The organism is Rheinheimera sp. F8 (assembly GCF_001518915.1).
The window spans coordinates 121,290-146,693 of the sequence record NZ_CP013656.1 but is presented as its reverse complement, the minus strand read 5'-3'; the positions used below and the strand labels follow the sequence as shown (position 1 = coordinate 146,693).

26 protein-coding genes are annotated in these 25,404 nt (G+C 52.2%); 11 read left to right on the top strand and 15 right to left on the bottom strand.

Translation table 11 applies throughout. The features are described 5' to 3' along the window. Positions 1-45: 45 nt before the first annotated feature. The 3 genes from ATY27_RS00680 to ATY27_RS00670 all read right to left on the bottom strand — a co-directional run bounded on the left by ATY27_RS00680 (position 46) and on the right by ATY27_RS00670 (position 2,245). Positions 46-813 (bottom strand): DUF4097 family beta strand repeat-containing protein, encoded by a 768-nt coding sequence (locus ATY27_RS00680; RefSeq protein WP_208932232.1) that lies wholly within the window; start codon positions 811-813, stop codon positions 46-48. 221 nt (positions 814-1,034) lie between these two features. After that, complete coding sequence (locus ATY27_RS00675) at positions 1,035-1,667, bottom strand: lytic transglycosylase domain-containing protein (RefSeq protein ID WP_208932231.1); 633 nt, start codon at positions 1,665-1,667, stop codon at positions 1,035-1,037. Positions 1,668-1,672: 5 nt separating this feature from the next. Continuing rightward, a complete protein-coding gene (locus tag ATY27_RS00670; RefSeq protein WP_208932230.1) occupies positions 1,673-2,245 on the bottom strand; it encodes a YkvA family protein in 573 nt (190 codons plus the stop codon). A 177-nt stretch (positions 2,246-2,422) separates the two neighbouring features. Between ATY27_RS00670 and ATY27_RS00665 the strand changes: the two genes are divergently transcribed. Beyond that, on the top strand, positions 2,423-3,085 hold the full coding sequence (locus tag ATY27_RS00665) for a M24 family metallopeptidase (protein WP_208932229.1): 663 nt from the start codon (positions 2,423-2,425) through the stop codon (positions 3,083-3,085). A gap of 10 nt (positions 3,086-3,095) precedes the next feature. On the opposite strand, the gene ATY27_RS00660 is transcribed toward ATY27_RS00665, so the two are convergent. Next, entirely contained in the window at positions 3,096-4,787 is a 1,692-nt protein-coding gene (locus ATY27_RS00660; protein WP_208932228.1) for a hypothetical protein, read from the bottom strand. Positions 4,788-5,014: 227 nt separating this feature from the next. On the opposite strand from ATY27_RS00660, the gene ahpC reads away from it, so the two are divergent. Together ahpC and ahpF are read left to right on the top strand one after the other, a co-directional pair. Further along, the gene (gene ahpC / locus ATY27_RS00655) at positions 5,015-5,578 is read left to right on the top strand and encodes an alkyl hydroperoxide reductase subunit C (protein ID WP_208932227.1); all 564 of its coding nucleotides are present in this window, start codon (positions 5,015-5,017) and stop codon (positions 5,576-5,578) included. A gap of 241 nt (positions 5,579-5,819) precedes the next feature. After that, positions 5,820-7,364 (top strand): alkyl hydroperoxide reductase subunit F, encoded by a 1,545-nt coding sequence (gene ahpF / locus ATY27_RS00650; RefSeq protein WP_208932226.1) that lies wholly within the window; start codon positions 5,820-5,822, stop codon positions 7,362-7,364. A gap of 87 nt (positions 7,365-7,451) precedes the next feature. On the opposite strand, the gene ATY27_RS00645 is transcribed toward ahpF, so the two are convergent. Next, a complete protein-coding gene (locus ATY27_RS00645) occupies positions 7,452-8,516 on the bottom strand; it encodes an MBL fold metallo-hydrolase (protein WP_208932225.1) in 1,065 nt (354 codons plus the stop codon). A 166-nt stretch (positions 8,517-8,682) separates the two neighbouring features. On the opposite strand from ATY27_RS00645, the gene ATY27_RS00640 reads away from it, so the two are divergent. After that, positions 8,683-9,288 carry a TetR/AcrR family transcriptional regulator gene (locus ATY27_RS00640; RefSeq protein WP_208932224.1) on the top strand — a complete coding sequence of 202 codons (606 nt, stop codon included), beginning with the start codon at positions 8,683-8,685 and terminating at the stop codon, positions 9,286-9,288. A 9-nt stretch (positions 9,289-9,297) separates the two neighbouring features. Here ATY27_RS00640 and ATY27_RS00635 read toward each other — a convergent pair whose 3' ends face one another. The 10 genes from ATY27_RS00635 to hisG all read right to left on the bottom strand — a co-directional run bounded on the left by ATY27_RS00635 (position 9,298) and on the right by hisG (position 19,269). Further along, positions 9,298-11,205, bottom strand: a complete 1,908-nt coding sequence (locus tag ATY27_RS00635) for a hypothetical protein (protein ID WP_208932223.1) — start codon at positions 11,203-11,205, stop codon at positions 9,298-9,300. Then, entirely contained in the window at positions 11,206-11,820 is a 615-nt protein-coding gene (locus ATY27_RS00630; RefSeq protein ID WP_208932222.1) for a PH domain-containing protein, read from the bottom strand. It abuts the gene before it with no gap. 178 nt (positions 11,821-11,998) lie between these two features. Beyond that, positions 11,999-12,643 (bottom strand): bifunctional phosphoribosyl-AMP cyclohydrolase/phosphoribosyl-ATP diphosphatase HisIE, encoded by a 645-nt coding sequence (gene hisIE / locus ATY27_RS00625; protein WP_208932221.1) that lies wholly within the window; start codon positions 12,641-12,643, stop codon positions 11,999-12,001. Then, positions 12,640-13,413 carry an imidazole glycerol phosphate synthase subunit HisF gene (gene hisF / locus ATY27_RS00620; RefSeq protein ID WP_208932220.1) on the bottom strand — a complete coding sequence of 258 codons (774 nt, stop codon included), beginning with the start codon at positions 13,411-13,413 and terminating at the stop codon, positions 12,640-12,642. The genes hisIE and hisF overlap by 4 nt, the downstream gene beginning before the upstream one ends. After that, the gene (locus ATY27_RS00615; protein WP_208932219.1) at positions 13,395-14,147 is read right to left on the bottom strand and encodes a 1-(5-phosphoribosyl)-5-[(5-phosphoribosylamino)methylideneamino] imidazole-4-carboxamide isomerase; all 753 of its coding nucleotides are present in this window, start codon (positions 14,145-14,147) and stop codon (positions 13,395-13,397) included. The genes hisF and ATY27_RS00615 overlap by 19 nt, the downstream gene beginning before the upstream one ends. Positions 14,148-14,161: 14 nt before the next feature. Then, positions 14,162-14,800 carry an imidazole glycerol phosphate synthase subunit HisH gene (gene hisH, locus ATY27_RS00610; protein ID WP_208932218.1) on the bottom strand — a complete coding sequence of 213 codons (639 nt, stop codon included), beginning with the start codon at positions 14,798-14,800 and terminating at the stop codon, positions 14,162-14,164. A 2-nt stretch (positions 14,801-14,802) separates the two neighbouring features. Beyond that, complete coding sequence (gene hisB / locus ATY27_RS00605) at positions 14,803-15,873, bottom strand: bifunctional histidinol-phosphatase/imidazoleglycerol-phosphate dehydratase HisB (RefSeq protein ID WP_208932217.1); 1,071 nt, start codon at positions 15,871-15,873, stop codon at positions 14,803-14,805. Further along, entirely contained in the window at positions 15,873-16,982 is a 1,110-nt protein-coding gene (hisC, locus tag ATY27_RS00600) for a histidinol-phosphate transaminase (protein WP_208932216.1), read from the bottom strand. The genes hisB and hisC overlap by 1 nt, the downstream gene beginning before the upstream one ends. Before the next feature lie 10 nt (positions 16,983-16,992). Then, positions 16,993-18,357, bottom strand: coding sequence for a histidinol dehydrogenase (gene hisD / locus ATY27_RS00595; protein WP_208932215.1), 1,365 nt, complete (start codon positions 18,355-18,357; stop codon positions 16,993-16,995). Positions 18,358-18,360: 3 nt separating this feature from the next. After that, on the bottom strand, positions 18,361-19,269 hold the full coding sequence (hisG, locus tag ATY27_RS00590) for an ATP phosphoribosyltransferase (protein ID WP_208932214.1): 909 nt from the start codon (positions 19,267-19,269) through the stop codon (positions 18,361-18,363). Between the two features lie 535 nt (positions 19,270-19,804). Here hisG and ATY27_RS00585 point away from each other — a divergent pair. The 7 genes from ATY27_RS00585 (at position 19,805) to ATY27_RS00555 (ending at position 25,386) form a co-directional block, all read left to right on the top strand. Next, positions 19,805-20,146, top strand: a complete 342-nt coding sequence (locus ATY27_RS00585; protein WP_208932213.1) for a hypothetical protein — start codon at positions 19,805-19,807, stop codon at positions 20,144-20,146. 148 nt (positions 20,147-20,294) lie between these two features. Next, complete coding sequence (locus tag ATY27_RS00580; protein ID WP_208932212.1) at positions 20,295-22,235, top strand: ATP-dependent DNA helicase; 1,941 nt, start codon at positions 20,295-20,297, stop codon at positions 22,233-22,235. An 18-nt stretch (positions 22,236-22,253) separates the two neighbouring features. Next, positions 22,254-22,949, top strand: a complete 696-nt coding sequence (gene tsaB, locus ATY27_RS00575) for a tRNA (adenosine(37)-N6)-threonylcarbamoyltransferase complex dimerization subunit type 1 TsaB (RefSeq protein WP_208932211.1) — start codon at positions 22,254-22,256, stop codon at positions 22,947-22,949. A 172-nt stretch (positions 22,950-23,121) separates the two neighbouring features. Further along, on the top strand, positions 23,122-23,436 hold the full coding sequence (locus ATY27_RS00570; RefSeq protein ID WP_208932210.1) for a hypothetical protein: 315 nt from the start codon (positions 23,122-23,124) through the stop codon (positions 23,434-23,436). Between the two features lie 114 nt (positions 23,437-23,550). Continuing rightward, positions 23,551-24,318 (top strand): SDR family NAD(P)-dependent oxidoreductase, encoded by a 768-nt coding sequence (locus ATY27_RS00565; RefSeq protein WP_208932209.1) that lies wholly within the window; start codon positions 23,551-23,553, stop codon positions 24,316-24,318. Further along, on the top strand, positions 24,318-24,866 hold the full coding sequence (locus ATY27_RS00560; RefSeq protein WP_208932208.1) for a DUF2878 family protein: 549 nt from the start codon (positions 24,318-24,320) through the stop codon (positions 24,864-24,866). Before ATY27_RS00565 ends, ATY27_RS00560 begins: the two co-directional genes overlap by 1 nt. After that, complete coding sequence (locus tag ATY27_RS00555; RefSeq protein WP_208932207.1) at positions 24,856-25,386, top strand: chalcone isomerase family protein; 531 nt, start codon at positions 24,856-24,858, stop codon at positions 25,384-25,386. The genes ATY27_RS00560 and ATY27_RS00555 overlap by 11 nt, the downstream gene beginning before the upstream one ends. Positions 25,387-25,404 lie beyond the last annotated feature (18 nt).

Below are 25,404 nucleotides of genomic sequence, written 5' to 3'. Positions count from 1 at the left end.
AACGGGGCAGAAGCCCCGTTGTATTTCGCGACGCACAGGCTTTTATCATTCGCGCATATGGTCATCCGGGACAGTGATCCGGCCTGAGATCTGCTGGTAACTCAGTTCGCCCGAACCATCATCATCCACGGTCAGGCCACCGGCCTGAGCAACCCGAATATCGCCCGAGCCATCTTCGATAGTGACGGTGCCCTGGACCTGACTAATTTCGACATCGCCTGAGCCATCCGTCAAAGTCAGCGTGCCGCCGATCTGGCTGGCGTTGATATCGCCAGATCCATCATCAATACTGACGTTGCCAGTCGTTTGCGCCAACGACAAATTACCCGAACCATCTTCAATCGTGACCTGACGACCGCCAGCAACTTGCAGATTACCGGAACCATCCGAAATCAGCAGGTCACCGGTTAAGCCTTCAACCCGCGTATCGCCTGAACCGTCTTCCAGTTTCAGCGCAAAACGTTCCGGCACCCGAACCACTAAATCGACCGAAGCGTTATCAACATAACCAAAGGACACTTGTTCTTTATTGCGGGCAATCAGCACTGCAGCATTGCCTTTGGCTTCCAGTGTCAATTCCAATTGGTCGATGTTATCAAAATTGATGCGTGCTTCGACTTCAATCTGCTCACGACCTTTTTCACCAATAATATGCAGATCGCCGGCTTCTGTCTCGGCAACCAGTTGTTGCAGGTTATTGGCATTGAGTTGTAACTGACGGTTCTGAATATGGGCAGGCTCGTTCGCGCCGACATGGATCACACAGGCATTTAATAAGGTTAACGAACAAATGAGTGGAACAATCTTTTTCATGACACATCCTTTTTAGTGAGAGTACAGACTCGTGGGCAAAAGCTATACCATATAAAATATTTAATAAAATCAATATTATGTAGAAATAGGTGCCATGGGTCACTGTGTGTTTCACCAAAATTTAGCCAAATTGGTGATGGACTGCATGGGTTCTTAAAGTGATAGTCGCGGCAGCGCTTTGAATGGTTTAAATCAGCTGCAAATAAAATGGCTGTAGATATTTAAAGCGTGGCGGACTGTTGCTGATAACGACGAAGCAGGATATCCACACGCTGTAAATAAGCGCGGGTTTCGGCATATGGTGGTACCCCAGCATGGCGGCTGACGGCGCCGGGGCCGGCATTATAAGCCGCCAGTGCCAGACGGCGGTTGCCACTAAACTGCTGCAATAAGCTGGCGAGGTAAGCTGCACCGCCCTGGATGTTTTGCTGCGGCAACCAGACATCACCGACCCCCAGCTCTTTCGCGGTGTCCGGCATCAATTGCATCAACCCCTGCGCACCCGCTTTTGAATAGGCTCTTGGATTAAAACCGGATTCTGCATGGATCACCGCGCGAAGCAGACTGGGTTCAAGCTGATACTGCCGGGCTGCAGTCTGAATTTCCTGATGATACTGCTGTAAAAACAATGGGGTCGTATGAAAGTTAACACTGGATGTGACGCCACAGGCGAAGCAGTCGTAGCGTAATACTTTAAAAGGACTGTCAGCGGGTGGTTTATCGCTAAAAGCGACAACACCATTTGGCTGAGTGTATTGATATACCTTTAACTGCTTGCTGTGAGCCGGTACGCAGGATAACAAAAGCAGGCAGGCGAGGGCGCCTGCTGCTTTTATCAGAACGTTTTGTTTCATTCGATCTAGCGACGGAACGAGAAAACAGAGCGGAAACCGCCACCAGCAGAAGATCCGCTGCGTTTCTCCGCGCGCCGGCGCCGTAACCAGGAATGCAGTTCCTGTTTTTTCGTTTCCAGCCAGTCAGCCTTGCTGATCTGAGCGTCCGGGCCACGGCGTTCGATTTCATTGGCACGGAAAGTACAAAATTCGGTATAGGCTTCAAAATCATCCGCCAGCGACTGCACAACCAGTTCGATCATGATGGCATCATCGAGGAAACCCAGAACTGGCAGGTGGTCTGCAATTAAATCTTCCGGTTTGGTGAAGTAGGCCAGTGCAGACAGCACATCCAGCTTCTCTTCTTCGGTCAGATCCCAATCGGCGTCTTCGACCATCGCCACCAGTGTTTCCAGTTTTTTCAGCCGGACCGACACAAATTCTGGCACCTGATTTTGTACTTCACCGGCCAGTGCTTTAGCGGCGTTCAGGATCTCTTCACTGTTGTGATGACTGACCACACGCTCAGTTTTTTGCATTAATTGACGGAAGTAATCTAAATCCTGCTCTTGCAGGTCAAAGCTGATGGTCAGTGCCATGGTCGTTCCCTTGTTTTTTTGGTCGGAGTTACAGTATAGAAAGCAGACTTCGCAGCGACAAGCCAAGTCAGCCCGGCTGATTATTGCGCTAAAAATTACATCAATTCAACAAAATAAATACGCGACGCTCTGTAAGGGCGGCTATCATGGGCTTTTGCCGAAGTTCAGGAGTTTCAGATGCAAAATCAATCGCTTGCCCAAGCAGTGGGTCCTAACTTTTCAATAGCCGCGATGCAACAGGCGCAGACGCAAGCGTTGTTGGTGCTGCAGCAGCTTGCCGGCCAAATGCAGCCTGGCATGACTGAGCAACAAGCCTGCACACTGGCGCAGCAATTATTGCAACAAGCCGGTGCTGAGCAGCACTGGCACCCGCCTATTGTCAGATTTGGTCACAATACTGCGAAAATTTATAGCGAAGCGTCCGATGCTACAGTGTTGTTGCAGGCCGAGGATATCTTTTTTGTCGATATCGGGCCGGTGTTTGCCGGTCATGAAGCCGATGTCGGCGCCACCTTTTGTCTGGGGCAAAATCCGCTGCATCATAAAGTACAACAAGCTGTACATCAGGTGTTTGACCAGGTTGCAGCTCACTGGCGTCAGACCGGCTGTTCTGGCGAGGCGTTGTATCAGTTCGCTGCAGATGCGGCCGCACAATATGGCATGCAGCTAAACCATCAAATCAAAGGCCACCGGGTCGGTGATTTTCCGCATAAGTTGTATGCCAGCGGTCAGCTGGGGGGTTGTGACGGCGAAGTCCGCAGTGGTATTTGGGTGTTAGAGATCCAACTGCTGGATCCAGCCACCGGCTTAGGTGGTTTTGTTGAGCAAGTGTTGTTTTAACTGCGCTTACTTATGATTGTTCCTGTGGCAGGTTGATGCCACGGAAGCGCTGGATCCCTAGCTGCTGCATCAGTTTGTACAGGGCCTGCCGTAACGTCTGATTTTGTGGGTCGTAGCGGCAGGCTCGACGCAGCATTTTGGCCGCGGCCAGCAGATTTTGTTGTTGTAGATATCGGTTGGCCATTTGTTGATAGGCGACCGCTCTGATTGCGGCTGGATAAACCAAATCGAAAGCGTGCTGGTGTAAACAGCCAATAAATACCCGATGGCAGTTGTCCAGCATCGACTGGATTTGGTTGTCCGCGTAAAACAGCAAATCGGCGGCCAATTGGGTTTGCTGCAGACTACTAAATACCAGTGCCGCATGGCACAGCACGTAGGCCGGTTGTTGTTGCCATTGCACTTCGCGTAAATGATCCTGGATTAACTGCAGCGCTTTTTCGGTACTGTCGCGGAATTGCCAGACATGCGCTTCCAGTAAACACACCGACACAGCAAACACAGTCGCAGTTTTGTCTTGCCGAATTTGTGTCTGTAGCTGTTCCAGCTGACTTAACAAGGCCGGATGCTGCTCGGCGGCGCTGTGTTGCAGCCGCCATAAAACGGCCCGCGTCTGTGCGATACTGAGCTGGACATATAATTCCCCCCGCACTGCTAACCTGCGTTTACGCTCAATAAAATCCTGCGCCCGTTCAAATTCGCCTGCCAGCATCATCACCAGGTGGGCGAGGCGCACTAAATTACTCGACATGCCAACCGCCGGAATCTGATTCACCACCTGCAGTGCTGCGGCATAATCGCGCTCCTGCAACGCAAGATAGATCAACCAGAGTTCGCGTCGTTGCATGTAACGGGCGAGTTCTTCTGAACTGTCTGTCAGAAAAGCCTGACAGGCTGCTATATCGCCACGCTCATATCGGACGCGGAACAGTGCCCACAATGCCCAGCCTTGTTGTTCCGCAATAGGGGTTTTCAGCAGCGGAACGACGGCATCAAACTTGTGTAAGTCCAGCATCAATTGGACCCGCAGGCGTTGTAATATCTGTTCAAGGCCGGGTGGTAATGGCTGGCTTTGGGTGTGTAATAACAGTTTCAGACAATCGGCATAGCGGCCAAGCCCAGCCAGTGTCAATAATGGTCGCAGCTGCGGGGAATACAGCACATGCTGTTTCAGCTCTTGATCTAAAGTGACCTTATTAAATGGCCGTTCCAGATAACTGATTAAATGATATGGATATTCAATGGCATATTGCGCCCGGTCATTTTGTTGTGCCATCAGGACCAGCCGGGTCCGGTTTGGCAGGATACCGTGCTGGATCAGCTGGTCGACAATCTCACCCCCGGTCAAATGGGTGTCGACGGCGTAATCAAGAAAAATAATATCGACATTGACCGGCGTCTCCCGGGCCAGCAACTCGTCGATTTGCCGCGCGGTTTCAATCTTACGGATCCCCAGATTCAGCAGCATTTGTTTAAACAAATGCAATAAATCAGGGTCTGCTTCTATCAGCAGCACCTGCAGGTCGAACAATTTGCTTAAATCGAGTTTAAATTGGTTCATTGGCTGGTTGATGTCTGCCGGAACACCGGAAAAATCACGCTTAATCAAGGTGTAACATTCAAGCAGCTTAGACGGCACTCTCTGATGTTGCAATGTGCCGGCCGAACTTGCCTGCTTGCTGAGTTTGTTGGTTTTTTGCAAAAAACTCTATTGTGTTCTGCGACTTGCGCCCCCATTTCCGATGCAGCAGTAATTGTTGCCGGATAGGGCTGTCAGACGGACAAAATGCGTGTTTTTCATCGTTAAAATAGATTAGATGAATTCATTTTATTCGTTATACGCAATTGTCACACTGGACTACTATGCTTGCAACGCCACAGCTTTTGTAGACAAAGCATTCATATTAACCACAACATGGAGAACGACAAATGTCGATTATCAACAGCAAAATCAAGCCATTTAATGCTCAGGCTTTCCATCAGGGTAAATTTGTTTCTGTATCTGATCAGGACCTGATCGGCAAATGGTCTGTCGTTGTGTTCTACCCGGCTGACTTCACGTTCGTCTGCCCAACTGAATTAGGTGACCTGGCTGATTTCTACCCGAAATTCCAGGAAATCGGTGTTGAAGTGTACTCAGTGTCAACTGACACGCACTTCACACACAAAGCGTGGCATGACGCTTCTGAAACCATCAAAAAAATCAACTACCCGATGGTGGCTGACCCAACAGGTACTATCACCCGTAACTTTGATGTGATGATTGAAGAAGAAGGTCTGGCACTGCGTGGTACTTTCGTGATCAACCCGGAAGGTGTGGTGAAAGTTGCTGAGATCCACGATCTGGGTATCGGTCGTTCAGCTGCTGAACTGTTCCGTAAAGTGCAGGCTGCACAATACGTTGCAAACCATGACGGCGAAGTATGTCCGGCAAAATGGACTCCAGGTGAGAAAACTCTGGCGCCATCATTGGACCTGGTTGGTAAAATCTAACTAAGCCTCATTTAAGGCATTGAATAATAACAGCCGGACTTTGTCCGGCTGTTTTGTTTTTGGCTGGTCCGAATGCAGTCAGTGTGCAATTGCAATCGATAAAACAAATTGAATGAATCCGTTTAATTCGTTTTATAAGATTGGTGATTTTGCCTAAGATAGCTTTATCAAACAGAAACCCAGTTGCCGGTCAATTGAAAAACGGGCAACACCCAGCTTTCGCCATGAAGAGGAACTCAGCATGTTAGACAACAATTTAAAATCAGCATTAAAAGGCTACCTGCAACACCTGAAGACACCAGTGGAACTGGCGTTGGCAGTTGATCAAAGCGAAAAAGGCTTAGAGTTAAAAGCACTGGTTGATGATATCGCCAGTCTGTCGGAATTGATTGTCGTCACGCAAAACCAAAACGCGAGCCGTGTGCCTTCGATGCAGGTGCGTTCACAGGCTAAAGGCACAGTGATGACCTTTGCCGGTGTGCCAATGGGCCACGAATTTACATCACTGGTGCTGGCGCTGTTGCACTCCGGTGGCCATACCATCAAAGAAGAAGTTGCGGTATTAGAGCAGATCGCGGCGCTGCCAGGTCAGCTGAATTTTGAAGTCTACGTATCGCTGAGCTGCCAGACCTGTCCGGAAGTGGTACAGGCGCTGAATCTGCTGGCGGCCGTCAACCCAAATATCACCACGACTATGGTGGATGGTGCTGTGTTCCCGCAAGAAGTGGCCAATCGCAACATCATGGCGGTGCCAACGGTGTATTTAAACGGCGAACAGTTCTCGCAGGGCGCCATCAGCCTTGGCAATATTCTGAACAAAGTCGATGCGTCTGCAGCAACCCGTCAGGCCGAAGCACTGGCGAAAAAAGATAATTTTGATGTACTGGTCGTCGGCGGTGGCCCTGCAGGCTCTGCGGCAGCGATTTATGCAGCGCGCAAAGGCCTGAATACCGGTGTAGTTGCAGAACGTTTTGGTGGCCAGGTTGCTGATACTGTCGGTATTGAGAACTTTATTTCAGTCAAAGAAACTGAAGGGCCGAAGCTGGTGGCGAACTTAGAAGCCCATGTGCGTCAGTATGAAGTCGACATTATGCACAGCCAGAAAGCGGTGAAGTTGTCGCAAAACGAACTGTTTGAACTGGAACTGGCAAACGGCGCCGTATTAAAAGCCAAAACCGTGATCCTGTCGACCGGCGCGCGCTGGAGAGAGATGAACGTGCCGGGTGAAAAAGAGTATCGCGGTCGTGGCGTGGCTTATTGCCCGCACTGTGACGGCCCGCTGTTTAAAGGTAAACGCGTCGCTGTCATTGGTGGCGGTAACTCCGGCATTGAAGCGGCGATTGACCTGGCAGGTATTGTTGAGCATGTCACAGTGCTGGAATTCGACAGCAAATTGCGGGCCGACGCTGTACTGGTGAAAAAAGCCCAGTCGATGGGCAATATCGACATCATGTTAAATGCACAAAGCACAGAAGTGCTGGGCGATGGCAGCAAAGTGACCGGCATCAACTACACAGATCGCGTCACCGGCGAAGCGAAGCATGTGGCCTTAGCTGGTATCTTCGTACAAATCGGTCTGGTGCCTAATACTGAATGGCTGCGCGGTACGCTGGAGCTGACCAATCGCGGTGAAATCATCGTCGACAGCCATGGCCAGACGTCAATGAAAGGGGTGTTTGCCGCCGGTGATGCGACCAATACACCGTTTAAACAAATCATCATCGCGATGGGATCTGGCGCGACCGCATCATTGGGTGCCTTCGATTACCTGATCCGGAACTCTTAATTAAGTAAGGTGTTCCTCAGCACTATCAGCAATCAGTGTCACCCCTGATTGCTGAGTTCCCTGCACCGCAGCTAAGCTGCGTTTTTTTTAAGCCGGGATCTGCAACTGGATCTGTTCAGTCACCTGCGCTGGCATCAACTCCCGCCACCAGGCATGGTGCAGGGCAGGGGCGAAGCTCAGCTGCGACAAATCGACTGACGCACCAAATAACGGCGTCACCAGCTGCGCCTGATAGGCATCTGCCGCAGCAGCTAATCGTTCCAGCGGCTCGTACCAGGCATGCATGGCAAGGTCAAAACTACTGTTATGAATGGGAATCAGGTAAGCGGCCTGCAGATCCAGATGCGCGCGCAGGCTTTGCTCCGGTTGCATATGAATATCAGCCCAGAGTTCGTCGTAAGCGCCGGTTTCAACCATAGCGACGTCAATAGGGCCAAAACGCCGGCCTATCTCGGCAAAGCCACTGAAATAACCACTGTCACCGCTGAAGAACAGTCGTTTCTGGCTGGACTCAATGACAAAAGAAGCCCACAGCGTCTGGTTTTTGTCGTTTATACCGCGACCTGAAAAATGCTGCGCTGGAGTCGCGTGGACGGTTAAGCCGGCAAATTCCGTCTGTTGCCACCAGTCCAGTACTGTGATCATATCGTTTGGCACACCAAAACGACGTAAATGGGCATCAACACCAAGCGGCACAATAAAGCGGCGGGTTTTGCTGATTAAAGCGCGGACGGCATGTTTATCCAGATGATCATAATGATCGTGTGAGATCAACACTGCGCTGAGTTGCGGTAACTCATCCAGTTGCAGTGGTAGGGCGTGAAAACGTTTTGGCCCGAGCCATTGCAGTGGCGACGCGCGTTTGCTGAACACCGGATCTAACAACAGATACTGTCCATCGAGGCGCAGCAATACAGAGCTGTGGCTAATTTTCAGCAGCATGTCATGGCTGCCAGATAGATCCGCAGCTTGTACCGGGATGCTTTGGCGGGGTGTTTTGTCAGCCACTTTTTGCGTCAGATAACGCCAGATGATCTGGCCCAGTGCAGCACTGCCATCCAGAGTTTTAGCGCCATTCCGAAATCTGCGGCGCGCTGGTGCTGGCGTTGTGCCTGGTCGTAAAAAAACACAAGGTTTATCGGCGATGCTCATCCTGGGCTCCTACTGTGAGTGGCTGGCGTGGACTTGATAAAAGTAAACTACACGGTGTAGTTTAATGTTAAAATAGCAAAAGTAAACTCCTTAGTGTAAAATTTTCTGCAAGAGTGTGATGCTGTGGCCAGTTGCAGTTGCGGTAATGAAGTTGAATAAGAGGGTAATGATGGAACCTGTAGGTCGTTCAGCGCAGAAGCGTCAGGCGGTGGTAAATGCTGCATTGGCAGAATTTAAAGACAAAGGTTTTGTCGGTGCCAGCATGGACGCGATTGCCGAGCGCGCGCAGGTCTCCAAACGCACCGTGTATAACCATTTTGCCAGCAAAGAGCTGTTATTCAATGAAGTAACCAGCTCATTTTGGGTACGCAGTAAACAAGCGGCCAGCCTGCAATTTGACGCCAGTCGCCCAGTTGAAGAGCAACTGCTGCAAATTGCCCGTTCAGTCTGGACTGTGTATCAGAGTGAAGAGTTGATCGAACAGGCGCGGATTGTCTTAGCGGAACTGATCCGACAGCCCGAGTTGGTGGAGCAGGCGTTAGCGCAGGTCAATGATCAGGAATGCGGTCTCTTACCATTTTTACAGCAAGCGGTCAGCGCCGGTGTTTTACAAATCCCGGATATCAAAATCGCTGAAACTCAGTTTTGGGGACTAATGAAGAGTTTTGCTTTTTGGCCGGCAGTGTTCCGCTTTCATGATTTTTCTGCTCAGGCAGACCAGGTGCTTAACAGCAATGTGCAGATGTTTGTCAGACAATATTTACCCGGCTGAAATCCGCTTTTAAGGTTCCAGGCTTAGCATCGGGTTTGGCGTCATTGCAGTCAGATCCGGCAACTTAAACTGGGTCTGCAGTTGTTGAAATAACGCCGGTCGATATTGCTGCAGACGTTTTAAGCGTGACAAGTGCGACGGGCGCAACCTTTCAGTTTCCTGCAGAATATAAAACAGTGCCGGATGCAGTTTTTGCTGCAGGTAACTGGCATCCAAAGCCAAATCCAGCGCATCCGGGCCTAACGGATTTTGTTGCAGCGGTACTTTAGCGTTAATCAATAAACTCACCGCCTCAGTGCTGTCGGCAAAGGCCAGCGGGTATAAATTGCGGCCTCTGGTGTCGGTGATCCCGAGGTCAAAACCGTTTTGCTGCATAACCTGCCAGTGTTTGGTGCCTTCATAAGTTAGTAGGTTCTCAAGCGTACTGACCGCCAGACCATTTGGCCAGTGCTTCGCCCACTGCGGTTGCATCGACAACACAAGCAGTAAATCAGCGGCTTGCTTAGGGTCTGGATTATTCTCGATGGCTTTGACAAATTCAGCTTCGGTGCTGGGCACATCACCATAGGATGTTGCCAATCCCGTATCCTGCTGTTGCCAGTAAAACGCCAATAACGCCGGGTCTTGTTGATGCAACAGCTGTGGCAGTTCGCCGGTGCTATGTTGTTGCGTCAGTTTGTCCAATTGGAAAAGCAGCTCGTGCTCAGACCATAAGCCTTGTGCTGTCAGTTCAGTATTCTGCTCTGCCAGACAAGCCGCTTTGATTCGCTGTTGCTCCAGGCCCAGCTGTTGATATTGCATTAGTAAAGCTCTGAGCGGCTCAGGCGCAGTCAGGCTTTGCAGCGGTAACAGCTGCTGGGCCTGGGCAAGATTAATGAGGTCTTCGTCGTAGCTGATAAATCTTGGTTCAACCACAGCAGATACCTGCAGAAAAACCTTGCCGTTTTTCATTGTGTTCAGTTTCCCATGCAGCGGATAACCGAGAGTTTGCAGGAATTGGATCGTTGCTTGTTGGCGTTGCCGGCGCTCAGCCTCGTCCCAGCCTTTTTTTCGCCAGGTACTGCTAAAAGCAAGATCCATCGCACTGAACAGTCCATCCTGACGGCTTGGCAGCACTTGATAACGCGCGAGCAGTGGTAGCAAGTCGTCTCTGAAGTGATACACCGCCAGATCGGCCAGGTTCAGCAGGTTGTGCCGGCTTTGCAGATCATCTGTTTGTTGCAGTAGCTGTTCTAACTGTTGGGTGTTGAGGAGTTCACCCAGCAGCATACTGTAGTCTCGTGGTAAAAAACGCAGGCCAGTCAAAGCCTCGTCAAATTGGCGTTGTCTCAGTGCCAGTAACAGTAAGGTGGTTTTTGGCTGAAAATCATCCAACCGGCCTGAAGGTTCCAGATATACCAGTTCGATTTCAGGGGCTGTGCGCAGATAGTCGATTTTCTCCGCAGGGGCAAACCGCCTCAAACCCTCGAAAAAATCACTGTATGCTTTTTGTCGAAACACATACTTAATCAAGCTACCTTCATAACGACTCAACGCATCCAGCAATTCAAACTGCAGTTCAGCCTGACGTTGGCTTAGTGCTTTGTCTGGTGACGATCGGTCGCGCAGCATCAGTAATAACTGCTCAGGGCTGTCGCCTTGTTGTAGTCGGTTAAACAAATACTGACGAATGGCGGTTCGTTCTGGTCTGTCGATCCAGTCCTCATCAGGCAGTACTTGCTGGCAGGCGGCGGGTTGTTTTGGTGGTTTGGCATCTGCAGCGGCTGTGATGTCTTTGTCGATGGTCGAAGCGCCGCTCGATTGTTGCTGGAATGGTGTTTGATAGGGAGTCTGCGTCGTCTGGCTGGGCTGGTGCCACAACCACCAACCCAGCAATATCACAGCAGCGCCAATCAGTATCAGCGAACGCTTGAACATTTAGTTTTTGATAAAAGTTTCAAACACGCTGCTGTAATCTTTGCGATAGGCCTGCGCCATCGCATCGCTCAGTGTGTCGTGATAAAAACCATAGAGTTCACGGGCCTGGTTCGCGATATTGCTGCCTTCACCACCCTGACGGGCCAGTGAGCTGACGACATGCTGCAGGCTTTTTTCCACCGTTTGTAAATCACGCTGTTCGGCTTCCATCAGTAAACTGATTTCGCTCAGTACTTTGTAGATGTCTTTCAGTTGTTCGATATGTTCTTTGTGCACGTCGATGGAGAAATCCGTGCTATGGATGCGGAATTTCAGTTCAACGTCCAGATCGATAGTCCCGGCGGTTTCGAGTAACACGTTGCTGATATCGGCATTGATGTATTCGTAGCGCTTCAGCAGACGTTTTTTACTGAGCGCAGTATTGCCGTCCAGATGCAGCAAAGCGAAGTTGGTAAAACAATATTCGTCAGTTTTGCTTTTGATTAAAAAGAAGATTTTTTCGCCGGTTTCATGCTTGATGTAATCGTCGGCTTCCACTTTGTGGTAGTTGTCCGGGCTTATCACCCGGCCGATATCACTTAATCCCAGTGCTTCTGATGCTATTTTGCCAAACATAACCTGTTCCTTGTCTTTGCTATGGAAACTAAATGTCAGAGGCCAGAGCTTACCAAGTGGCACAAGGCGCGGCAAGATACAAGATGTTTACAATAATGTCAGCAAGCGGAGTGCCAGGGACTGCAGATGGATAGTGCAAAGCCGCAGGTTTTCAGGCCTACGGCTTCGGCACCCGCCATCATTTCTGATGACGGGCTTTTAATACATCAATGACGTCGTTCAGTTGCAGATCCTGCGAGCGCAGCAGCACCAGCAAATGAAAGATTAAATCTGCGGCTTCATTTTTCAGCTCTTCGCGATCGCCGGCCATTGCTGCCAATGCCGATTCCACGCCTTCTTCACCGACTTTTTGTGCGATGCGTTTGACGCCGCGCGCAAACAAGCTGGCGGTGTAGCTGGATTTTGGATCCGCATGCTGGCGGCTGGCGATCACTGCTTCTAAATCGGTTAAAAAGCTAAGAGAAGGAGCATTACTGTTTTGGTCATGCCAGCAGGTTTCGGTGCCGACATGGCAGGTTGGGCCGTCCGGTAGCACGAGAGCCAGCAGGCTATCGCGATCACAGTCGGCACTTAAGCTTTGCAGCTGTAAAAAATGACCTGAGCTTTCGCCTTTGGTCCAGAGCCGGTTTTTACTGCGGCTGAAAAAAGTCACCCGGCCACTTTGCAGCGTGGTGGCGACAGCGTCGCTGTTGGCAAAGCCCTGCATCAGCACTTTACCGGATACGGCGTGCTGGACTATTAATGGCAGTAAACCGTCGGTGGGCCATTTCAGCTGTTCCAGTTGATCTGGCAGTGGCGCATTAGCGTCCAAAAAAAAACTCATGGCCGGATCTCCACGTTGGCAGCGATCAGCGCTGCTTTTAAATCAGGAATAGCAATAATGCCTTTGTGAAATACCGATGCGGCCAGTGCACCGTCGACGTCTGCATCACCAAACACGTCGATAAAATGCTGCACCGCGCCGGCGCCACCGGAGGCAATCAACGGCACCTGGCAATACTGGCGCACTAAGGATAACTGCGCTAAATCATAGCCTTGGCGCACACCGTCCTGATTCATACAATTCAGCACGATTTCACCGGCGCCGCGGCGCTGCACTTCTTCCACCCAATCGAGCAATAACCAGCGCGTTTTCTGGCTGCGCGATTCATCGCCGGTGTATTGGTACACCTGATATTGCCCTGTGGTGGCATCAAAATAACTGTCGATCCCGACCACCACGCATTGCTGGCCAAAGGCGGCATTCAGCTCGCTGATCAGTTCAGGCCGTGCCAGTGCCGGGCTATTGACCGAAATTTTGTCAGCACCGAGCTCAAGAATTTTACCGGCGTCGGCGACGGATTTAATGCCACCGGCGACACAAAACGGAATATCGATGACTTCGGCAATTTTACGCACCCAGCTTTTGTCGACAACGCGGCCGTCGCTGGATGCAGTGATATCGTAAAACACCAGCTCGTCGGCACCTTCTTCGGCGTAGCGTGCGGCCAGCGGGACTATGTCGCCGATGATTTCGTGATTGCGAAATTGCACGCCTTTAACGACGACGCCATCGCGCACATCCAGACAAGGAATTAACCGTTTTGCCAGCATGCGATCGCCTCCTCAATGGTGAATTTGCCTTCAAGCAACGCTCTGCCGAGGATCACCCCGGCCACAGGCGACGGTTTGCCTTCTTGACCGCGCAAGCTGCGGATATGGTCTAAGTGGCCAACACCGCCGGACGCTTGCCAGGCGATACTTAGATACTTCGCCGCAAGTTCCTGATACAGGCCAACGTTTGGCCCTTGTAACGTGCCATCACGGCTGATATCAGTACAAAGCACATGGCGCGCGCCGGCATCCAGCATGCCATCCAGCACCTGTTCCAGCGTGATACCTGAGGCTTCAATCCAGCCATGGCTGGGCAGCGTTTTTTCGCCGCGCTCGTTAATGGATACATCCAGCGCCAGCACGATGCGCTCGCCGCCATATTGCCTGAGCCACTGCTGCACCAAAGCGCTTTGCCGAATGGCTAAGGAGCCAATCACCACCCGGCTGGCGCCGGCTTCTAACAAAGTGACTAAATCGGCTTCGCTGCGCACACCACCGCCCACCTGGACCGGTAACGGGCTTTGTTGCATTAGTTCGCGTAGCAATGCAGTCTGGCGTTTGCTGGCATCTTTGGCGCCGGACAAATCAACCAGATGTAACACGCCAGCGCCCGCAGCGGCGTAGCGGTCGCGTAGCTCAAACGGTGTTTGGGTATAGTGAGTGGTCTGGTCATAACTGCCCTGATACAGGCGCACGGTCTGACCATCAATTAAATCTATTGCCGGGATTATCATGGTACTTCCTGTGCTCAGTCTGGCGCACGCAGTGATTGCGCGTCCAGCTGTAAGAAATTCTGTAAAAGGCGGGCGCCGACTTTGCCGGAGCGCTCCGGGTGAAACTGCATGCCGAGAAAATTACGCCGGCCAATCACGGCTGCAAAAAGGCTACCGTAGTCACAGCTGGCGAGCATATAAGGCGAAGGTTGCACCGCAAAGCTATGCACAAAGTAGACGTAATCCGCCGCAGTGATGCCTTGTAGCAGTGGATGCGCAGGGCTTTCCACCTGCAGCGTGTTCCAGCCCATATGCGGCAGACGCAGCCCTTTGGCTTCAAGCGGCGCGACTTGACCCGGAATTAAACCGAGGCAAGTCACATCGCCTTCAGCCGAGTGTTCGGTCAACAACTGCATGCCAAGACAAATGCCGAGCACCGGTTGCGTCAGTTGCTGTAAGGTGCTGCGCAGGCCTTTGGCGTCGATATTGGCCATCGCTTGTTTGGCAGTGCCAACACCCGGAATAATCACCTTTTCTGCCGCGCGGATCACGGCCGGATCAGCACTGATCTGCACGCTGGCACCGAGCCGTTCCAGCGCACAAAACACAGAAGTGATATTGGCGCAGCCGGTATCAACAATCACCAGCCGGGGATTAGTTGCTTGCTCAGTCATATTCAGAGCACACCTTTACTGCTTGGCAGCGCATCGCCGGATTTTAAAATGGCCTGACCTAAGGCCCGGCCGAAGGCTTTAAACAAACCTTCCACCATGTGGTGTTTATTGCCAGGAGATACCGACAAATGCAGCGTCATCAGCATCGCATCACACAGGCTTCTGAAGAAGTGTTCAACCATTTCCAGATTCAGCTCACCCACTTTACCTTCGCCAAGCGCAGCATCAAATTTCAGCAGCGGCCGGCCGGATAAATCCAGCACGGCTTCAGCGCGGCATTCGTCCATTGGCAGCACAAAACCAAAACGGTTGATGCCGCGTTTATCGCCAATGGCTTGTTTCAGTGCCTGACCAAGCGCCAATGCAGCATCTTCGACACTGTGGTGGTCGTCGATGTGCAAGTCGCCGGTCACGGATAACTGCAGCGAAAAACCGCCGTGGGTGGCAATTTGGTCGAGCATATGGTCAAAAAAGCCAATGCCGGTGCTGATTTGATTGCCGCCTTTGCGGTCCAAATCCAGCTGTACGCTGATATCGGTTTCGCGGGTGGTGCGACGCACTGAGCCTACGCGGCTGCGGCTTAACAGCTGGCGGGTGATTTCAGCCCAGCCAAGCGTGGCGCGGTCATAACGAAACGACGGCAAGCCCATGTTTTCAGCCAGCTGCACGTCGGTTTGGCGGTCGCCAATCACATAAGAGCGGCTGAAGTCGATACGGCCTTGTTGCAGGTAATCTTTAACTAAACCGAGCTTTGGTTTGCGGCAGCTGCAGTTGTCGCGCTCAAAGTGCGGACAAATCAGCACGTCGTCAAAGCGGATGCCTTGTGACTCTAACAGCAGCATCATCTTGTTGTGCGGCGCATCAAATGTCGGGCGTGGAAAACTGTCGGTGCCAAGGCCATCCTGATTGGTCACCATCACCAAACGAAAACCGGCGTCCTGCAGTTTCAATAAGGCCGGCACCAGCCCTGGCTCATAGGCCAGTTTTTCTAATGAATCCAGCTGCTTATCAATTGGTGGTTCTTCCACCATAGTGCCGTCACGGTCGATAAATAAAATAGGCTGTCCGGCCATTATTGTTCCCCTGAACTGCGAGTAGTGGTTGCTTGTTGTGCACAAAATGTCTGGATCGCCTGCTCGAGCAGCGCCATTTCTGCCGGGCTGCCAATCGACACCCTGACGACCTGCGCGCAACCGATCCGATCTAAACCGAGCTGGCTGGATTGGTTACGAATCAGGATGCCTTGTGAAGCAATGCCCTGCACCCAGGCTGCCGCGTCTTCGACAGCCAGCAATACGTAATTGGCATTGGAATTAAACACCCGGTGCACCTGCGGCAGGCTCGCGGCAAAACGGCCAAACGCAGCGCGCAGCTCGTTGATGGTTGCTACGCTTTGGCGCATCCGTTGTTGACCGGTGGCAGACAGCGCCTGAGTGGCGATGTCAGCGACAGGCGCTGCGATCGGATAGGGCGCAATCATTTTTTTCAGCGCGCGAATCACATCCGGGTTCGCCAGCGTGAAACCACAGCGCAGGCCGGCCAGCGCAAACGCCTTGGATAAAGTGCGTAAGATCACCAAATTTGGATACTGCGCCAATAAGTCCACCGTGGACGCCTCTGGCACGAATTCGATATAGGCTTCGTCGACGACCACTAAAGCGCTGTCGCGGTAGAAATCCAGCAAATCTGTGATTTGCGAGCGTGGGATCAAATCACCGGTTGGATTATTCGGGCTGCAGATAAACACCAGCTTCGTCTGCAGGCTTTGTTTAATCGCGGCTAAGTCCAATGTCAACTCAGCCGTTAAAGGCACTACAGTGCGGCCGACCTGATTGCTTTGCGCGCTGATGGCATACATGCCATAAGTCGGCGGGCAAATGACGATATTGTCTGTGCCGGGTTCGCAGAAGCTGCGGATCAACAGCTCAATGCCTTCATCCGCGCCACGGCTGACTAATACTTGTTCAGGTGCCACCCCGGCATAAGCGGCATAGGCGGCAATCAGCGCCGGTGGCTGACAGTCCGGATAGCGGTTAAAGCTGCCGTTTAACTGATACTCTGGCGCTAAAGCATTTTCGTTGGCGTTCAGCCAGACCGAACCACCGGACATCGACAACCGCGCTGAGGCATAAGGCACCAGTACTTTGATGCTGTCTCTGGCTAAATTACTGATACTGCTCATTTATTTTCTCTTATTTACTCTCTGGCGGAATAGGGGTGAATTCGTCTTGCTGCTGCAGCTTTTTGCTCAGGCTTTTCAGCCGTAAACTGACGGCATTGGCGTGGGCGTTTAAGCTCTCAGCAGTCGCGAGCGTGACAATAGCCGGACCGATTGCCTGCAGGCCTTTGCTGGTCAGCGTCTGCACTGTGTAACGCCGGTAAAAATCCAGTAGCGATAAGCTACTGTGATTGCGGCTGTAGCCGTAAGTCGGCAATACGTGATTGGTGCCGCTGGCGTAATCACCGGCCGATTCCGGGGTCCAGGGGCCGACAAAAATGCTGGCGGCATTTTTCAGTTGCGGCAGCAGCTTGTCGTCCTGGGCGGTCTGGATAATTAAGTGCTCCGGTGCGTACTGATTGGACACCTGCGCGGCCTGCGGTAAATCTTCTACCAGAATAAAGCGGCTGTGATCCAACGCCTTTTTCGCGATGATGGCGCGGGGTAACACGATTAATTGGTCTTCCAGCCTGGCCATAGTGTCTTTCAGTAATTTCTCACTGGGGCTGAGCAGCATGACCTGCGAATCCATACCGTGCTCGGCCTGCGACAACAAATCGGCGGCGACAAAAGCCGGATCTGCGGTCTCGTCGGCGATCACCAGCACTTCAGAAGGGCCGGCCGGCATATCAATCGCAGCACCCTGCGCGTCGCGTGACACTTGTTGTTTCGCTTCTGTGACATAGCGATTGCCCGGGCCAAAAATTTTATCGACTTTAGCGATAGTCGCAGTGCCGTAGGCCAGAGCTGCGATCGCCTGAGCGCCGCCGATGGTGTAAATCTCGCGAATGCCACACAACTGGGCGGCATAAATGATCTCAGGCGCGATATCGGACGCGAGCGGAGCGCCGGGCGGCGTGACCAGCACGACACGACGACAACCAGCCAGTTGCGCCGGTACGCCAAGCATCAGCACCGTCGATGGCAGTGGTGCGCTGCCGCCCGGGATATACAACCCCACAGCGTCCATCGGCGCATATTTCAGCTCACAGACCACACCGGGTGTGGTTTCCACCAGCAGATCCTGCGGTTTTTGCGCGGCGTGGAATTTGCGGATATTGCTATACGCCAGTTCAATGGCGCTGCGGCGTTCATCGCTGAGTTTGCCGAGCAGCAATTGCTGCTGCACCAGGCTAAGTTCCAGCGGGTTGTTATCAATACTGTCGAACTTCTGGCTATAGAACTTCAGCGCTTTGTCGCCGGTGTTACGCACAGCTTTGATAATGCTGGCGACTTGCTCCGGCAGCTCTTCGGCGTTTTTCAGTTTGGGCCGGCTCAATGCACGGTTTCTGCCGGCATCATCCAGATCGGCCCAACGGGTGATACGGATCTCGAGCATGATTCACTCCATCATTTTTTCGATCGGTAGTACCAGTATAGAACTTGCGCCCAATGCTTTGAGCTGTTCCATCGTTTCCCAGAACAAAGTTTCACTGCTGACCACGTGTAAGGCCACCAGATCATCATTACCGGCCAATGGCAATAAGGTTGGATTTTCTGCACCGGGCAGCAGGGCAATGACCTCCGCCAGGCGGGCGCGTGGCGCGTGCAGCATAATGTATTTGCTTTCATTGGCCTGCATCACGCCTTGGATGCGCGGCATTAATTTGGAGATAAGTTTCAGCTGTTTGTCGTCGTTAAGATCCCGGCGTTGGATCAGCACCGCTTTGGAACGGTAAATCACTTCGACTTCTTTTAAGCCATTGGCTTCCAGCGTCGCACCGGTCGAGACCAGGTCACAAATGGCATCAGCGAGACCGGCACGTGGTGCGACTTCGACCGAGCCTTTTAAGTTCACAATCCGGCAATTGACGCCATTCTGTTTCAGGTAGCGATTGAGCAGCCGCGGGTAGGTGGTGGCGATTGTACGGCCCTGCAGGTCCTGAATAGACTGGTAGTTTTCTTCCTGTGGTACCGCAATCGACAGGCGGCAGCCACCAAAATCAAGGCGTGCCAGCACGGTGTAATCGTAGCTTTCGTTGTCGAGCTGTCGCTGCAGCGACATTTCTTCCAGCACGTTTTCGCCGACAATGCCCAAATCGCAAACACCGTCCATCACCAGTCCCGGAATATCGTCATCCCGCACGCGCAGCAAATCGATGTCCATATTCTCGACATGCGCAATCAGACGTTGCTCACGCAGATTGATCTTCAGGCCGCAGCTGGTCAGCAGTGCCTGCGTGTCCTGTGACAGACGACCGGACTTTTGCATGGCGATACGCAGTTTTTTGCTTTCGATTAACGCGGACATCGGTATTTCCTCTGATTTAAAGTATAAAAACAACAGCCCCGGATCTCTCCGGGGCTGTTGTTACACACTAAACACACCGGAGCTATCTATCAGTCATAGCCACCGGCCTCTCAGGCCTGGCTATGAGATCAGATGATGATGATGGTGCAGTGTTGCAATTAATGACATGGTGAATGAGTTCCGGCTGCAAACGACGTCGTTTGACTGCGTTTCTGATGTATACAACTTAAAGGTTTTTTTCTGCGGCTGCAAGCCGGGTTAAGAAGAAAATAACCACACAGCACCTTTGATTTGAATAATGCAAATTATTGAATAAAAATACAAATAACGGTTTTCACTTAAATTTACAGTAAAATTACCCGAAAAATAAAACACGGATAAATTACAGTGGTTGATTGAAAAATAATCAAGTTGTATAGTTTATTGGCCTATGTTGGCAATACGTGTTCAGATATTTAGTTGTAGCGATTTGTGCCGATACAGCGATCAGTTACCCTGTTCAACGCAGGTCAGATCATCGCCCCGGGAGCCATTGATGGATGCAATTTTTCCTTATTTGATTCGTAATACGCCGGCCGCGGAGCCGTCACAGCGTTTAATCGAACCGGTCAGTAAATACGCCCGGTTCAGTCCGGATGCGCATGGTCATCATCATGAAATCTGGCAATACCGCATCAGCGAAAAGTATCCACAGTCGCAACAAAAACAATCCCAACAACAGTCACAACAACAGTCACAACAACAGCAAACAGCGCCGGAACAATCAGCCGAACCGGTGGCAACGGCTGAAACGCATTATTTGTCCACCAGTCATGCGGTAACGCCGGAAGCCGACCAACATGCTGACGCCGATGGCCATCTTGATATTTACATCTGAGACCTTGCTGACGCGAAGTGTTTGGACCGCATCGTCGTCCTTTGGCATAATGCCGCCTTTACGCTGAACCCCGGGGTCTGCTTGTCCATTGCATCATTTTTGCTGTTTTCTGCCACGCGAGTGACGCTTCCGGCTGCCGGAGTCTCTGATGCAGGCTGAAATCAAAGCCGCCTTTGGATCTGGAGGCGCGCTGGAGCGTGCGATCAGCGGATTTCGTTCCCGCGATGCCCAACTCGAAATGGCCATTGCCGTGTGCGACAGCATCCGCGATGGCAAAGCGTTAGTGGTAGAAGCCGGCACCGGTACCGGTAAAACCTTCGCTTATCTGGTGCCTGCGCTTTTGAGTGGCAAAAAAGTTATTTTGTCGACCGGCACCAAAAACCTGCAGGAACAGCTGTACTTGCGCGATTTACCGCGCATTCAGGCCGCTTTGGCTCAGCCGGTTGCCACCGCCTTGTTAAAAGGCCGTAGCAACTATTTATGTACTTTTCGTCTGACTCAGCATTATCAGCATGTGCCAGTGCAGGATGATGCTTTGATCCAGGATTTAAGCCTGATCAAAAAATGGTCAGCCGAGACCCAAAGCGGCGATATTGGTGAATTGACCTATATCGCTGAAGATTCTAAGGCACTGCCTTATGTCACCAGTACCACTGACAATTGTCTCGGCAAAGATTGCCCGGATTTTGACGAGTGTTATTTACTGAAAGCGCGCAAAAAGGCGATGAATGCCGATTTGGTCGTGGTCAACCATCATCTGTTTTTCGCCGATATGGCGCTGAAAGATACTGGCTTTGGCGAATTGTTGCCCAATATGGATGTGGTGATCTTCGATGAAGCGCACCAAATTCCCGACATTGCCAGTGATTATTTTGGCGAGACCTTTTCCAGTTCAGTGTTACTGGATCTGTGCCGCGACATCGATATCGCCTGTAAAACTGAATTGCGTGATCATCCGCAATTGGCCAAAACCGCCGACAAACTGGTCAGTCTGACCAAAGACTGGCGTCTGCTGTTGCCGGACGACCCGCAAAAGGGCAATTGGCGCGATCTGTATCAGAAACCGGATCAAAAGGTCGCCCTCAGCCGCATCAGCGACGTGATGCAAATGTTGTATCAGGTGCTTAAAGGTAGCCTGGGTCGTTCTGATCTGGTCGATAGCTGCTATGAACGGCTGGCGCTGCTGCGTAACCGGCTGGAAAAATTACTCGACGTCGATAAAACCGGTATCAGTTTCTGGTTTGATACCAGCAAACGCCATATCAGTCTGCATTACACACCATTATCGATTGCCGATAAGTTTCAGGAACTGGTGTTTGCGCAACCGCGTTGTTGGGTGTTTACCTCGGCGACGCTGTCGGTCGATGGTGGTTTTGACCATTTTACCCGCCAGATGGGCTTAAGCGCGGCGCGTACGTTGCAGCTTGATAGTCCGTTTGATTATCCGAATCAGGCCATGTTGCTGGTGCCGCGTTATCTGCCGGAACCGACTGATGCCAAAATGGCGCAGGCGTTATTACAGCTGGCTGTTCCTCTGATTGAAGCGAATGAAGGCCGTTGTTTTTTCCTGTTTACCAGCCATCGTATGTTGCAATGGATGGCCGGGGAGTTGCCGAACTATATTCGCCTGCCAGTGCTGGTGCAGGGCAGTACCAGTAAAAGGGTGTTACTGGAGCAGTTTGTCCAGCTGAAACACGCAGTATTGCTGGGCACCGGTTCGTTCTGGGAAGGCGTTGATGTACGCGGCGATACGCTGAGTCTGGTGATCATTGATAAACTGCCGTTTGCCTCACCGGATGAACCGCTGTTGCAGGCGCGTAGCGAAGATGCGCGCTTAGCCGGGCAAGACCCTTTTGCCGTGGTGCAGTTGCCGCAGGCCGTTATCACGCTGAAGCAAGGAGTGGGCCGGCTTATTCGCGATGTGTCTGACCGTGGCGTGTTGGTCATCGCCGATAACCGGCTGGTCAGCCGGCCTTATGGTGAAGTCTTTTTAAAATCGCTGCCGCCAATGCGCCGCAGCCGCAGTCCGCAGGCCGCGATTGAATTTTTAACGGCGATCCACGCTGACAGTGGATCTGAGCCGTCATAAGCATAACAGGAGCTTGATGTGAAATTACTGGCGCTGGATACCTCCACCGAAGCCTGTTCAGTGGCGCTGCAATATAACGACCAGCGGCTGACGCTGGATGAAGTCTGTCCGCAGCAACACAGCAAACGTATTCTGCCGATGGTGCAGCAACTGTTAGTCGAATCAGGCCTTGGTTTGCACCAGCTGGACGGCATTGTATTTGGCCGCGGCCCCGGCAGTTTCACCGGTGTGCGGATTGGCGTTGGCGTGACCCAAGGCCTGGCTTTTGGCGCCGATTTACCGGTGTTTGGCGTGTCGACATTGCAGGCAATGGCGCAAGCCGCGGTGCGGCTGCATCAGGCCAGTCAGGTGATTGCAGCCATTGATGCGCGGATGGCCGAAGTTTATCTGGCACTGTATCAGCAAGGCGCTGATGGCCTGATGCACGCCATTGGCGACGAACTGGCGCGCAAACCGGCGGACTTGCCAGCGCTGTCCCTGCAGGGAAATATTTGGGCAGTAGGCACAGGTCTGGTCACTTATCCTGATGCTTTTACGCAGTGGGCTGCAGACCAGCAGTTACAGATCAGCAGTCAGGTATTGCTGCCATCGGCGCAGGACATGCTGACGCTGGCGACTCCGGCCTGGCAGCAGCAGTTGTTTGTTGCGGCAGAATTGGCCGAGCCAGTTTATGTGCGCGATGAAGTCACCTGGCAAAAACTGCCGGGCCGTTGAGCCGACGCTAAGTAAATTCAAAGTAAAAAAGCGGCAATTTTCTGCCGCTTTTTATTGGGCTGTAAGCCTTGCCAGACAAGGTCTGCAGCCATTTTTATTCAAGGCTTGGCAACGGTCATTTTCTGGTTATAATGCCTGATAATTGTTCATTTTTTTCCTACGGATGTTTTGCATGTCAGTGACGCTCAGTCAGGATCTCAATCGTGCCGGTGGCCTGCGTCAGGTCAATGGTGGCGTGGGTCCGCGCGCGCTGAAAGATGCAACGCAAAGTCCGTCACAAAGTGCACAAAATGCCACGCCGCAGGGGCAGGGAGTTAAAAGCTCCGCCGAGGTCATGGCACTGCTGGATACGGATCAGCTGGCACGAGCCGGCTACGACGAGCCGGATCAACGCCAGCAAAAAGCCATTTCTGCTTATCAGTCTTTTGCCAGTCAGGATAAACGCGAGCAGCTGCAGCAGATGTTTGCTGTTGACCTCTACGCCTGAATTTTTTCCTTTTTCATCGCTGTATCGAACAATTCGCTGGTTTTTCGTGCCGGCATCAATCCATCTGTCTCTGCCCGCCGTAACTGATCCAAAGCCTTACTGATAGGATTTGTTATGCAGACTCAGTCTGTTTGTTTAGTGACAGGCGCCAGTTCAGGCCTCGGTCGTGCTATCGCCCTGCAATTTGCCCACAGCGGCTGGCAAGTGGTCGCGTTGGCCCGCAGTCAGGCGCTGCTGGAACAGCTTCGGCTTGAACATGCCGGTATTGATATTCTGCCGGTTGATCTGACCGACAGTGCGCAGCTTGCCGCTGCGACCGCTGAGTTGTCCGCGCGGTATGGCCGGCTCGATCAGGTCATCCTGAACGCCGGTACCTGCGAATATGTCGAGGCAGAAAATTTAGACCTCGGCGCCTTCGAGCGCACCTTCCGTCTCAATGTACAGGCTGTGGTGGCTTGTACTAAAGCCTGGTTACCGCTGTTACAGTTAAGTACCACGCCAAGGCTGGCCATTGTCAGCAGTCTGGCGCATCTGTTTCCGTTTGGCCGGGCTGAAGCCTATGGCGCCAGCAAAGCGGCCATCAGTTATTTCACCGACAGTTTACGGGTGGATTTGGCGGACACACCGATCCGGGTTTGCCTGATTGAACCGGGTTTTGTTGACACGCCACTGACGCAAAAAAATGATTTCCCAATGCCGTTTTTACTCAGTAGTACGGACGCAGCCCGCCGCATTTACCGGGCGCTGGCGCTGGGGAAATTGCGCTTGCAGTTTCCGTTGCGACTGACGCTGAGCCTGAAGTTACTGAACCTTTGTCCCTATGGCCTTAGGCAGAAACTGGCGGCCCGAATGGCGCGGCAAGCAAAACAAGGACAGCACTGATGACACAGCTCAGTCAACAATGGCTTAGTTTCAGTGCCCCGGGGTGGCGTCAATTGTTGCTGTTTAAAGCAGGCTGGCTCGCGCTCGTGTTGCAGCCGGTTTACAGCGCGGCAGTGGTGGCGTTGTTGTTAGTGTGGTTTATCTGGCAACTGAAGCCGCAACAGCGCCAGGCGATGTTCACGCTATGGGGTTCCGGGCTTTTGCTGGATACCGTTTTGTATGCCAGTGGGTTGTTTCAGTTTGACACCGTCTGGTTACCTTATTGGCTGCTGTTGTTATGGGGCTGGTTCAGTTTGTTCTGGCTGATGCTGTTTTCGCGTTGGTTGCAAAGCCCGGTCCTGGTGGCGCTGTTTGGCCTGGTTGGCGGACCTTTGGCGTATTGGGGTGGTGCACAACTGAGTACCAATATGCTGATCCTGGATGGTGCAGAGTTTTGGCTGGTGATGGCACCGGCCTGGGCCGCTTTACTGTTGTGGTCGCGCCAGACAGAAGCCTGGTGGCACAGCTATTACACTAAGATGCAAAGGAGCCGCACCCATGTTCATTAAATACCGTTTAAGGCAACTACTGCTGAGTGCGTTGGTACTTTGCACAGCACCGGCAATCGCAACTGAAACAGCGCTGCAGACCGTCGGGCAAGGTCAGTTTAGCTATTTGTTCTGGGACTTGTATGAAGCGCGCTTAGCGACAGCGGACGGCCAGTTCAGCAGCTATCAGCAGAACAAGCCGGTGTTGCTGGAACTGACTTACCAGCGTGATATCAGCAAAGCCGATTTTGTTGAAGCGACGCTCGATCAGTGGCAGGCGCAGCAAGGTACTTTGCAACAGCGTCATCAGGACTGGGCCAAACAATTGACGCTGTTATGGCGTAACGTGAAAAAAGGCGACCGGCTGGCTTGTTTGTACCGCGCCGATGGTTTAGTTGAATTCAGCTTTAACGGCCAGTCGCTCGGAGTGGTGGCAGATCCGGCTTTTGGCGCCGAGTTTCTCGATATCTGGCTGGGCGCGAAAACCACGGCGCCAAAACTGCGGCTGGCACTGCTGGGACAGAATAAAAAAGGCAGCTAAAGCTGCCTDTCAGACTGC